We start from the raw sequence: 12239 nt of genomic DNA, 5'->3' as shown, positions 1-12239 counted from the left end.
GCCCACACCGGTCAAGGACGAGGAGAATCGCCCGGGTGACGAGCGAAACGCAGGCACGTGCTCGGGACGAGGCGGAATCCGTGGCCTCCTCGTCTCCCGGTGACGAGCGCGCCGACGGGACGGCGCCGCGTGACGTCGGCGGCCCGGCGGGGAACCGGTCGCGCGGCCGGCTGTCCCTGCCCCTCGTCCCGATCCTGGTCGCGCTGCTGGTCCTGCTCCTCGCCGCCGCCGCATTCCTGTGGACCACCCGGCCGGGGGAGTCCGCCGTCCGCACCGGCGACTACGCCGAGGCGCTGCAGGCGGCGCGGTCGGGCGTCGTCGACCTGACCTCCTTCGACCACCTGACCCTCGACGACGACATCGAGCAGATCAGGCGGGTCGCCACCGGGGATCTCCGCGAGGAGTCGGTGGCCGAGCTCGACAGCCGTCGTCAGCAGATCACCGACCTGCAGGCCGTGGTGAACACCGAGGTCGTGGGGGCCGGTGTCACCCGTGCCGGCGGCGATGACGCCACCGTCCTGATGGTCATCCAGTCGGCGCAGGAGAGCACGGCGAGCCCGCAGGCGCAGATTTCGCGCTACCGCATCCAGGTGGAACTGGCGAAGGAGGACGGGCGCTGGCTCCTGTCCGGGATCACGGGAACGGGAGCCGGCGGCGATGACTGACCTCCCCGAGGGCCGCATGCCGGACGACCGGTCCCGGCCGACGCCGCGAGCCCGTCCGCGGACCGGCGCCCGCCCCGGTCCGCGGCCCCGTGTCGCGGGCAGCCGCCGCGACCGCGACGAGACGGCAGAGCCGGGCCGGCCACCGGTGGCCCCGGAGGCATGTCCGGATCCGGTGACCGGATCCGAGCCGCTGGGCGTGGCGCAGCCCCCGGTGGTCGCGCCGTCCGCGGCGGAACCGGCGCCCGCAGGGCGCACCGATCGCCCCCGTGTGACGGCTCGTGCCCGGCCGAGCCGGTCGGCGAGGGACTCCGCCCGGGGTGCGGACCCGGCCCCGGCCGGCACGGTGGGACGGCGTCTCCCGGCGGCCGTGCTGGTCCTGGCGCTGCTGTGCGTGCCCGCCGCCGCTGGTGCCGGGGTGCTGCTGTGGCAGCGGCTGAACCCGGCACACGTGGACCCGGCGATCTTCGTCGCCGCCCGCAGCGGGATCGAGGCGATCTACGCCTACGACTACGAGGACTCCGAGGGCAGCGTCCAGGGCAAGCTCGACGCGCTCACCGGCGACCTGCGCGACCAGTACGAGCGGGACCTCACCCAGGGCGGGATCATCGACACCTACGAGCAGGTCTCGGCGACCACCCGGTACGAGGTGCTCGACATCGGGCTGCAGCAGGTCGGCGAGGCCCAGGACACCGCGACCCTCGTGGTGTTCGGCCAGTACGTCGTCGAGTCGGTGAACAGCGGCACCCAGCCGGCTCCCGAGGGCTCGGAGTGCCAGGTCACCCCCGAGGGCGCGCAGTCCTGCGTGCAGACGGTGCAGGTCGGCCTGGTGCAGACCGACGGCGAGTGGAAGGTCAGCGAGCTGACGCTCCTCACCACGAGCTGACGCCCGCCGCCCAGCGCAGGCATAGGAGGCTCTGCCTACGGTTTCCGGGCCGGATCCATAGGCAGAGCTTCCTGTGCCGTCGTCCGTGCGTGCCAGGCTGCGGCGTGGCGGTCCCGTGCACGGGGGCCGGCTGGCATCATGGGTGCCGGCGCCCGCCCCGCCGGCCCGTTTCCGGGTCCGCGCGTCCCGGGATGTGGTACCGGTCGCACCGGTACCCCCCGCGTGGACACAGCGCAACACCAGGCGTAGGGTCTCCTGTTGCGCTGCCCTCTGACTGCCTGCCCGCCGAAACGGGTCACGACGGATGCCCGGGAATCCTCCGGGCACTGCCCTCGCTGACCGTCGTAGCGGGTGATCCCGGCCGTCGCGGACAGCCTCGCCATCACCGACCGTCGGCCCCCCGGAGTTGACCCAGCCGAACCCGACCCTTTCCAGTCGCACGTCGTGAGGTCCTTGGAAGGACGCATCTTGGCAGGCTCTCGCCCCACCAGCATCAACCCCAGCAGCACCGAATCCGGCCCCTTCGGCCAGCAGAACCAGTCCCCCGTGTCGGGTCCCCGCACCGGCGAGGCCGACCAGGCGAAGATCCCTGGCGCCCCGCTCCGCGTGTCCTTCGCCAAGATCTCCGAGCCGCTCGAGGTCCCCGACCTGCTGGCGCTGCAGACCGCGTCGTTCGACTGGCTGGTCGGCAGCCCCGAGTGGCGGGTTACCCTCTCGCCCGAGGAGCAGGCCGACGCCGTCGGCGGCCTCGCCGAGATCCTCGAGGAGATCTCCCCGATCGAGGACTTCAGCGGCTCGATGTCGCTGTCCTTCTCCAACCCGCGCTTCGAGGACGTCAAGGCGTCCCTCGAGGAGTGCAAGGACAAGGACATGACCTACGCGGCGCCGCTGTTCGTCACCGCCGAGTTCATGAACAACACCACCGGCGAGATCAAGAGCCAGACGGTCTTCATGGGCGACTTCCCGATCATGACGAACAAGGGCACGTTCGTCATCAACGGGACCGAGCGCGTCGTCGTCTCCCAGCTCGTCCGCAGCCCGGGTGTCTACTTCGACAAGACCCTGGACAAGACGTCGGACAAGGACGTCTTCAGCGCCAAGGTCATCCCCAGCCGCGGTGCGTGGCTGGAGTTCGACGTCGACAAGCGCGACACCGTCGGCGTGCGCATCGACCGCAAGCGCCGCCAGCCCGTCACCGTCCTGCTCAAGGCCCTCGGCTGGGGCGAGGACCGCATCCGCGAGCACTTCCAGTGGTCGCCCACGGTCCTGGCCACCCTGGAGAAGGACCACGTCGCCGGGCAGGACGAGGCCCTGCTCGACATCTACCGCAAGCTGCGGCCGGGCGAGCCGCCGACGCGTGAGTCGGCGCAGGCGCTGCTGGAGAACCTGTTCTTCAACCCGAAGCGCTACGACCTGGCCAAGGTCGGCCGGTACAAGGTCAACAAGAAGCTCGGTGTCGACGTCCCGCAGAGCACCTCCACGCTCACCGAGGACGACATCGTCGCGACCATCGAGTACGTCGTGCGTCTCCACGCCGGCGAGCCCGACCACGGCGTCGACGACATCGACCACTTCGGCAACCGTCGGCTGCGCACCGTCGGCGAGCTGATCCAGAACCAGATCCGGGTCGGTCTGTCGCGCATGGAGCGCGTCGTCCGCGAGCGGATGACGACCCAGGACGTCGAGGCGATCACGCCGCAGACCCTGATCAACATCCGGCCGGTCGTCGCCTCCATCAAGGAGTTCTTCGGCACCAGCCAGCTGTCCCAGTTCATGGACCAGACCAACCCGCTCGCGGGCCTGACCCACAAGCGCCGCCTCTCGGCGCTGGGCCCCGGCGGTCTGTCCCGTGAGCGGGCCGGCATGGAGGTGCGCGACGTGCACCCCAGCCACTACGGCCGGATGTGCCCGATCGAGACGCCGGAAGGTCCGAACATCGGCCTGATCGGCTCGCTGTCCTCGTTCGGCCGGGTCAACCCGTTCGGCTTCATCGAGACGCCGTACCGCAAGGTCGAGAACGGCACCGTCACCACCCAGATCGACTACCTGACCGCCGACGAGGAGGACCGCTTCGTCGTCGCGCAGGCCAACAGCCCGCTCGACGCGCAGGGCCGCCTCGCCGAGGAGCGCGTCCTGGTCCGCACCAAGGGCGGTGAGGTCGACTACCTCGCCCCCGAGAACGTGGACTACATGGACGTCTCGCCGCGGCAGATGACCTCGGTCGCGACGGCGATGATCCCGTTCCTCGAGCACGACGACGCCAACCGCGCGCTCATGGGCGCCAACATGCAGCGTCAGGCGGTGCCGCTGCTGCGCAGCGAGGCCCCGCTGGTCGGTACCGGCATGGAGCTGCGTGCCGCCGTCGATGCAGGCGACGTCGTGGTGGCGGAGAAGGCCGGTGTGGTCGAGGACTCCACCGCTGACTACGTCACCGTCATGGCCGACGACGGCACCCGGCAGACCTACCGGCTGCTGAAGTTCCGTCGTTCCAACCAGGGCACCTCGATCAACCAGAGCCCCGTCGTGGACGAGGGCCAGCGGGTCGAGGTCGGCCAGGTCATCGCCGACGGGCCGTGCACCGACAAGGGCGAGATGGCGCTGGGCAAGAACCTGCTCGTCGCCTTCATGCCGTGGGAGGGCCACAACTACGAGGACGCGATCATCCTGTCGCAGCGCCTCGTGCAGGACGACGTCCTGTCCTCGATCCACATCGAGGAGTTCGAGGTCGATGCCCGCGACACCAAGCTCGGTGCCGAGGAGATCACCCGGGACATCCCGAACGTCTCCGAGGACGTGCTCGCCGACCTGGACGAGCGCGGCATCATCCGCATCGGTGCCGAGGTCGTCCCCGGCGACATCCTCGTCGGCAAGGTCACGCCCAAGGGCGAGACCGAGCTGACCCCCGAGGAGCGGCTGCTGCGGGCGATCTTCGGCGAGAAGGCCCGCGAGGTGCGTGACACCAGCCTCAAGGTGAAGCACGGTGAGTCCGGCAAGGTCATCGGCGTCCGCGTGTTCTCGCGCGAGGACGGCGACGAGCTGCCCGCCGGCGTCAACGAGCTGATCCGGGTCTACGTCGCCCAGATGCGCAAGATCTCCGACGGCGACAAGCTCGCCGGGCGCCACGGCAACAAGGGCGTCATCTCGAAGATCCTGCCGCAGGAGGACATGCCCTTCCTCGAGGACGGCACCCCGGTCGACATCGTCCTCAACCCGCTCGGCGTGCCGGGCCGGATGAACGTCGGCCAGGTCCTGGAGACCCACCTCGGATGGGTCGCCAAGCAGGGCTGGCAGGTCGAGGGCTCACCGGAGTGGGCGAAGAACCTGCCCGAGGCCGCGAAGTCGGCGGGCCCGGGCACGCGTACGGCGACGCCGGTGTTCGACGGTGCGCGCGAGGAGGAGATCGTCGGGCTGCTCAGCTCCACGACCCCGAACCGCGACGGCAACCGGATGGTGCAGCCGACCGGCAAGGCGCGGCTGTTCGACGGCCGCTCGGGGGAGCCCTTCCCCGAGCCGATCTCGGTGGGCTACGTCTACATCCTGAAGCTGCTGCACCTGGTCGACGACAAGATCCACGCCCGGTCGACCGGCCCCTACTCGATGATCACGCAGCAGCCGCTGGGTGGTAAGGCGCAGTTCGGTGGCCAGCGCTTCGGCGAGATGGAGTGCTGGGCGATGCAGGCCTACGGCGCGGCCTACGCGTTGCAGGAGCTGCTCACCATCAAGTCCGACGACATCCTCGGCCGCGTCAAGGTCTACGAGGCGATCGTCAAGGGCGAGAACATCCCGGAGCCGGGCATCCCGGAGTCGTTCAAGGTGTTGCTCAAGGAGCTGCAGTCGCTCTGCCTCAACGTCGAGGTGCTGTCCGGCGACGGGCAGGCGATCGAGCTGCGCGACACCGACGACGAGGTCTTCCGGGCCGCGGAGGAGCTGGGGATCGACCTGTCCCGCCGCGAGCCGTCGTCCGTCGAAGACGTCTGAGAAAGGACCCCCGTGCCCCCCGCCACTCGCAAGCTCGCGGCGGGACCCTGCACGGGGGCCTTCCAGCCATGACATATCCAGAATGTGCAGTAACGATCCCCTGAAAGGGGTCACACCTTGCTCGACGTCAACTTCTTCGACGAGCTCCGCATCGGGCTGGCCACCGGCGACGACATCCGCCAGTGGAGCCACGGTGAGGTGAAGAAGCCCGAGACCATCAACTACCGGACCCTGCGTCCGGAGAAGGATGGTCTGTTCTGCGAGAAGATCTTCGGTCCCACCCGGGACTGGGAGTGCTACTGCGGCAAGTACAAGCGAGTCCGGTTCAAGGGCATCATCTGCGAGCGCTGCGGCGTCGAGGTGACCCGGGCCAAGGTGCGCCGTGAGCGGATGGGCCACATCGAGCTGGCCGCGCCGGTCACGCACATCTGGTTCTTCAAGGGCGTTCCCTCACGCCTGGGCTACCTGCTCGACCTGGCACCCAAGGACCTCGAGAAGATCATCTACTTCGCGGCCTACATGATCACCTCGGTCGACGACGAGGCGCGGCACCGCGACCTCCCGACCGTCGAGGCCGAGATCAGCGCGGAGAAGTCCAACCTCGAGGGCCAGCGCGACGCGAACGTCGAGGCGCGCCAGCAGAAGCTCGAGGCCGACCTTGCCGAGCTGGAGGCCGAGGGCGCCAAGTCCGACGTCCGCCGCAAGGTGCGCGAGGGTGGCGAGCGCGAGATGCGCCAGCTGCGCGACCGCTCCCAGCGGGAGATCGACCGCCTCGACGAGGTGATGGACACCTTCCGCAAGCTCGAGGTCAAGCAGCTCATCGCCGACGAGGGCCTCTACCGGGAGCTGCGCGACCGCTTCGGTGAGTACTTCGAGGGCGGCATGGGCGCCGCGGCGCTGCAGAAGCTGCTCGCCGGCTTCGACCTCGACGCCGAGGCCGTCTCGCTGCGCGAGACCATCCGCAGCGGCAAGGGGCAGCGCAAGCTGCGGGCCCTCAAGCGGCTGAAGGTCGTCGCGGCATTCCAGCAGACTCGCAACTCGCCCATGGGCATGGTGCTGGACTGCGTGCCGGTCATCCCGCCGGACCTGCGCCCCATGGTGCAGCTCGACGGTGGCCGCTTCGCCACCAGCGACATGAACGACCTGTACCGCCGGGTGATCAACCGCAACAACCGGCTCAAGCGGCTGCTCGACCTCGGGGCTCCCGAGATCATCGTCAACAACGAGAAGCGGATGCTCCAGGAGTCCGTGGACGCGCTGTTCGACAACGGCCGTCGCGGCCGGCCGGTCACCGGCCCGGGCAACCGTCCGCTGAAGTCCCTGAGCGACCTGCTCAAGGGCAAGCAGGGCCGGTTCCGCCAGAACCTGCTGGGCAAGCGCGTCGACTACTCCGGCCGTTCGGTCATCGTCGTCGGGCCGCAGCTGAAGCTGCACCAGTGCGGCCTGCCCAAGCAGATGGCGCTGGAGCTGTTCAAGCCATTCGTCATGAAGCGGCTGGTCGACCTCAACCACGCGCAGAACATCAAGTCCGCCAAGCGGATGGTCGAGCGTGCGCGCCCGGTCGTGTGGGACGTGCTGGAAGAGGTCATCACCGAGCACCCGGTGCTGCTCAACCGTGCTCCCACGCTGCACCGCCTGGGCATCCAGGCCTTCGAGCCGCAGCTGGTCGAGGGCAAGGCCATCCAGATCCACCCGCTCGTCTGCACCGCGTTCAACGCGGACTTCGACGGTGACCAGATGGCGGTGCACCTGCCGCTGTCGGCCGAGGCGCAGGCCGAGGCGCGCATCCTGATGCTGTCGAGCAACAACATCCTGAGCCCGGCCGATGGTCGCCCGATCACCGCGCCGACCCAGGACATGGTGCTGGGCCTGTACCACCTCACGACCCTGGTGGCCTCGCCGCTGGAGGCCGACGGCGGTTCTCCGCGCTCGTTCTCGTCGGCCGCCGAGGCGGTCATGGCCTACGACCTGGGCGACCTCGGTCTGCAGGAGCGGGCCTGGATCCGTCTCGACGAGGTCTACGGCGTCGACAACGGCACGGTCAACGAGCCGTGGGAGCAGCCGGAGGACTGGACGCCGGGTGCCCCCGTGCGCGTGCTCACCAGCCTGGGGCGGGTGCTGTTCAACGAGGCCCTGCCCGAGGACTACCGCTTCGTCAACTACCAGGTGCCGAAGAAGGAGCTCGGGGCGATCGTCAACGACCTCGCCGAGCGTTACCCCAAGGTGCAGGTCGCGGCGACGCTGGACGCCCTGAAGTCGGCCGGTTTCCACTGGGCCACCCGCGCCGGCATCACGATCGCCATCGACGACGTGGTGACCCCGCCGGCCAAGCAGGAGATCCTGGAGCGGCACGAGGCCGAGGCGCTGAAGATCGAGAAGCAGTACGAGCGCGGCGTCATCACCGACGCCGAGCGTCGTGGGGAGCTCATCGAGATCTGGACCCGAGCGCGGGCCGAGGTCAGCCAGGCGATGGTGGACAACTTCCCGACCACCAACCCGGTCTGGGTCATGGTCAACTCGGGCGCCCGAGGCAACATGATGCAGATCAGCCAGATCGCCGGTATGCGCGGTCTGGTCGCCAACCCCAAGGGTGAGATCATCCCGCGGCCGATCAAGGCCAACTTCCGGGAGGGTCTGACCGTGCTGGAGTACTTCATCTCCACGCACGGCGCCCGCAAGGGCCTGGCCGACACCGCGCTGCGGACCGCCGACTCCGGGTACCTCACCCGCCGTCTGGTGGACGTCTCGCAGGACGTCATCATCCGCGAGGAGGACTGCGGCACCGACCGCGGCGTCCTCATGCCTATCGGCACCGTCGTCGACGGCAGGGTCACGCGCGATGCGCACGTGGAGACCAGCGTCTACGCCCGCGCCCTGGCCGCCGACGTGGTGGCCGAGGACGGGACGGTCATCGCCCAGGCGAACTCCGACCTCGGTGACGTGCTGATCCAGACGCTGATCGACGCCCAGGTGTCCGAAGTCAAGGTCCGCTGCGTCCTGACCTGCGAGTCGCTGCTGGGTACATGCGCCACCTGCTACGGCCGGTCGCTGGCGACCGGCAAGCTCGTGGACGTCGGCGAGGCGGTCGGCATCATCGCCGCCCAGTCGATCGGTGAGCCCGGCACCCAGCTGACGATGCGCACCTTCCACACCGGTGGTGTCGCGGGTGAGGACATCACCCACGGTCTGCCGCGTGTGGTGGAGCTCTTCGAGGCCCGCGTGCCCAAGGGCAAGGCACCGATCGCCGAGCTGGCCGGCTCCGTCCGCATCGAGGACGGCGAGCAGTTCCGCAAGCTCACGATCACCCCGGACGACGGCTCCGACGAGGTCGTCTACGACAAGCTGTCGCGTCGCTCGCGGCTGCGGGTCGAGGACGGCGCGCACGTCGAGGTCGGCGAGCAGCTCACCGAGGGCGCGGTGGACCCGCACGAGGTGCTGCGGATCATGGGCCCGCGCGAGGTGCAGCTGCACCTCGTCCGCGAAGTCCAGGAGGTCTACCGCAGCCAGGGCGTGTCGATCCACGACAAGCACATCGAGGTGATCATCCGCCAGATGCTGAAGCGGGTGACCATCATCGACTCGGGCGCCACGGAGTTCCTGCCGGGTGCGCTGGTCGAGCGGACGCTGTTCGAGACCGAGAACCGTCGGGTCGTCGCCGAGGGCGCCGAGCCGGCCTCGGCCCGTCCGGTGCTCATGGGCATCACCAAGGCCTCGCTCGCGACCGAGTCGTGGCTGTCGGCAGCCTCCTTCCAGGAGACGACCAAGGTGCTCACCGACGCGGCGATCCAGGGCAAGAGCGACAGCCTGCTCGGGCTCAAGGAGAACGTGATCATCGGAAAGCTGATCCCGGCAGGTACCGGCATCAGCCGCTACCGGAACATCGCGGTCGAGCCGACCGAGGAGGCGCGTGCCGCCGTCTACACCATGGCCGGCTACGAGGACGGGCAGTATTACAGCCCGGAGGTCTTCGGTCAGGGCACCGGTGAGGCCGTGCGTCTCGAGGAGTACGACTGGCGAGGCTGAGCCCCGGTAAGCAGTGACGACAGGGCCCCCAGGTTGCGATGACCTGGGGGCCCTTTCGTCTGTCGTCCTCCGGACGACACCGCGGCCAGTTGCCGTCCCCCTGCCCGGCTGAGCCGCTGCCCGTGTCCCGGTCGGGGACCCTCCGGGCCCCGCGACCATTCCACCCTGGCGGCCTACCGCACCCGGGGAGGGGTGTACCGCTCAGCTCACCCCCCGAGGCGCTTCATGGTCTCCACGGTCTTCAGGCGGCCCTCGCGGGTGCCGTCGAGGGGCTGGAGCACCAGCGTCGTCACGCCGGCCTCGGCGAAGGCGGCGATGCGCTCGGCGACGTGGCCCTCCGGACCGATGAGCGACGCTGCCCGCACCAATTCCTCGGGGACCGCGGCGGCCGCCTCGTCCTTCTTGCCGTCGAGGTACAGGTCCTGGATCTGCTCGGCCTCGGCCTCGTAGCCGTAGCGCACGGCGAGGTCGTTGTAGAAGTTCTTCCCCCGGGCGCCCATGCCCCCGATGTACAGCGCCAGCGTCGGCCGGACCAAGTCCAGCAGCGGCTCGACGTCCTCCCCGATGGCCACGGGCACACCGGTGATGACCTGCAGATCACCCAGTGCGGGGTCGCGCTTGGCCTTGCCGGCGGCGAGGGAGTCGCCCCACACGGAGCCCGCCTTCTCGGGCACGAAGAAGATCGGCTCCCAGGCCTCGGCGATCTCCCCGGCCAGCTCGACGTTCTTCGGGCCCAGCGCGGCCAGCATGACGGGGATGCGTTCGCGCACGGGCGTGTTGATCAGCTTCAGCGGCTTGCCGAGGCCGGTTCCCTGGTCGGCCGGCAGGGGAACGGTGTACTTCTTGCCGGCGTGGTCCAGGCGCTCCCGGCGCCACACCTGGCGGCAGATCTCCACGATCTCCCGGGTTCGCTGCAGCGGGGCGTCGTAGGGGAGCCCGTGCCAGCCCTCGATCACCTGCGGGCCGGAGGCGCCCAGGCCCAGGGTGAAGCGTCCGCCGGAGACGAAGTCCAGGCCGGCCGCCGTCATCGCGGTGAGGGCGGGGGTGCGGCTGTAGATGGGCAGGATGCCGCTGAGGAGCTCCACCCGCTCCGTCACCGCCGCCAGGTACCCCAGCTGGCTCACCGCGTCGAAGGTGTACACCTCCGCCACCATGGCGAGGTCGAGACCCGCGGCCTCCAGGTCGCGGATCTCTGCCGCGGTCTCCTGGAAGCCCCCGCTGTAGCTGGCCTGGATGCCGATGCGCACGTGCACTCCTCTGTTCTCGCGGCACCACCGTTGGCGCCGCCCGCACGGTATCGGGCGGCGCGCGGGGGAGCCGCCGAGCTGTCGTGCAGCGGTCGCGGGCGGTAGCGTCCGGGATCTCGGACGCCTGCTGCCCTCCAGCGGTCGACGTGTCGACGCAGGTGTGAGGGACCCGGCTTTGACCCGTTCCGAAGGCGCGGGTATCGTGGTCAGCCGTGCCCAGGGTGCCCTGGGCCTGCTCCCGTTCGCGGTGCGCCTGGGTGGCCGGAGGACTCGTCCTCCTGGCCGCCGGGGACCGTCCATCCGGCCCGGCCGGAGGGTGGCGGCGCCGAGTCGCGAGGGGCAACCGAGTTCGGTCCGACACCGGGCCGGTCCCGGGAAGGGCGACACGCCCGACCGCGGGGGCCGGACGGCGGAACACGGCCGCGTTCGGCAAGGTTCCGCCAGGAGCCGGCACCCGAGCACCACAGCAGAGCAGCACAGTCAGCAGGACCCACAGGCAGCACCACCCCAGCGCAGGTAGGAGATCCAGGCCACCCATGCCCACGATCAACCAGCTGGTCCGCAAGGGCCGCGAGGACAAGGTCGAGAAGACCAAGACCCCGGCGCTGAAGGGTTCGCCCCAGCGTCGCGGAGTCTGCACGCGCGTGTACACGACGACGCCGAAGAAGCCGAACTCCGCGCTGCGCAAGGTCGCTCGCGTCCGCCTCACCAGTGGCATCGAGGTGACCGCGTACATCCCGGGCGTCGGCCACAACCTGCAGGAGCACTCGATGGTGCTCGTGCGCGGCGGCCGCGTGAAGGACCTGCCCGGCGTGCGCTACAAGATCATCCGCGGCTCGCTGGACACCCAGGGTGTCCGCAACCGCAAGCAGGCTCGCAGCCGCTACGGCGCGAAGAAGGAGAAGAGCTAATGCCGCGCAAGGGCCCTGCCCCGAAGCGTCCGCTCGTCGCCGACCCGGTCTACCAGTCGCCGCTGGTCACCCAGCTGGTGAACAAGGTGCTGGTCGACGGCAAGCGGTCGGTCGCCGAGGCGATCGTCTACGGCGCCCTCGAGGGCTGCCGCGCGAAGAGCGACACCGACCCGGTCGTCACGCTCAAGCGCGCGCTGGACAACGTGAAGCCGGCCCTCGAGGTCCGCAGCCGCCGCGTCGGTGGTGCGACCTACCAGGTTCCCGTCGAGGTCCGTGCCTCGCGCAGCACCACGCTGGGCCTGCGCTGGCTGATCCAGTACAGCCGGGGACGGCGCGAGAAGACGATGACCGAGCGCCTGATGAACGAGCTGCTCGACGCGAGCAACGGTCTGGGTGCCGCCGTCAAGCGGCGCGAGGACACGCACAAGATGGCCGAGTCGAACAAGGCCTTCGCGCACTACCGCTGGTGACGTCCGTCCACCAGCACCCGCGGCCGGCGGGAAGTCCGGGCCATCCCCGGAACCCGCTCGCG

7 protein-coding genes are annotated in these 12239 nt (G+C 69.9%); 6 read left to right on the top strand and 1 reads right to left on the bottom strand.

Going from position 1 to position 12239, the window contains the following annotated elements; translation table 11 throughout:
* Positions 1-35 precede the first annotated feature (35 nt).
* The 4 genes from QOZ86_RS07290 (at position 36) to QOZ86_RS07275 (ending at position 9549) form a co-directional block, all read left to right on the top strand.
* Positions 36-665 (top strand): hypothetical protein, encoded by a 630-nt coding sequence (locus QOZ86_RS07290; RefSeq protein WP_284491291.1) that lies wholly within the window; start codon positions 36-38, stop codon positions 663-665.
* A gap of 343 nt (positions 666-1008) precedes the next feature.
* Positions 1009-1548, top strand: coding sequence for a hypothetical protein (locus tag QOZ86_RS07285; RefSeq protein WP_284491290.1), 540 nt, complete (start codon positions 1009-1011; stop codon positions 1546-1548).
* 468 nt (positions 1549-2016) lie between these two features.
* Positions 2017-5526 carry a DNA-directed RNA polymerase subunit beta gene (rpoB, locus tag QOZ86_RS07280; protein ID WP_284491289.1) on the top strand — a complete coding sequence of 1170 codons (3510 nt, stop codon included), beginning with the start codon at positions 2017-2019 and terminating at the stop codon, positions 5524-5526.
* Positions 5527-5643: 117 nt separating this feature from the next.
* Positions 5644-9549 (top strand): DNA-directed RNA polymerase subunit beta', encoded by a 3906-nt coding sequence (locus tag QOZ86_RS07275; RefSeq protein WP_284491288.1) that lies wholly within the window; start codon positions 5644-5646, stop codon positions 9547-9549.
* A 206-nt stretch (positions 9550-9755) separates the two neighbouring features.
* Here QOZ86_RS07275 and QOZ86_RS07270 read toward each other — a convergent pair whose 3' ends face one another.
* Entirely contained in the window at positions 9756-10796 is a 1041-nt protein-coding gene (locus QOZ86_RS07270) for an LLM class F420-dependent oxidoreductase (RefSeq protein WP_284491287.1), read from the bottom strand.
* A 536-nt stretch (positions 10797-11332) separates the two neighbouring features.
* Between QOZ86_RS07270 and rpsL the strand changes: the two genes are divergently transcribed.
* Positions 11333-11707 (top strand): 30S ribosomal protein S12, encoded by a 375-nt coding sequence (gene rpsL, locus QOZ86_RS07265; protein ID WP_012950487.1) that lies wholly within the window; start codon positions 11333-11335, stop codon positions 11705-11707.
* Positions 11707-12177, top strand: coding sequence for a 30S ribosomal protein S7 (rpsG, locus tag QOZ86_RS07260; RefSeq protein WP_284491286.1), 471 nt, complete (start codon positions 11707-11709; stop codon positions 12175-12177). The genes rpsL and rpsG overlap by 1 nt, the downstream gene beginning before the upstream one ends.
* Positions 12178-12239 lie beyond the last annotated feature (62 nt).

It is taken from the genome of Blastococcus capsensis (assembly GCF_030165005.1).
Lineage (GTDB): Bacteria > Actinomycetota > Actinomycetes > Mycobacteriales > Geodermatophilaceae > Blastococcus > Blastococcus capsensis.
Note: the sequence above shows the minus strand (reverse complement) of the source record. Positions and strands in the feature narration are given on the sequence as shown.

Bases quoted from the DNA above. Each gene is read 5' to 3' on its own strand.
- rpsL (WP_012950487.1), top strand. From the start codon at position 11,333: ATGCCCACGATCAACCAGCTGGTCCGCAAGGGCCGCGAGGACAAGGTC.
- rpsG (WP_284491286.1), top strand. From the start codon at position 11,707: ATGCCGCGCAAGGGCCCTGCCCCGAAGCGTCCGCTCGTCGCCGACCCG.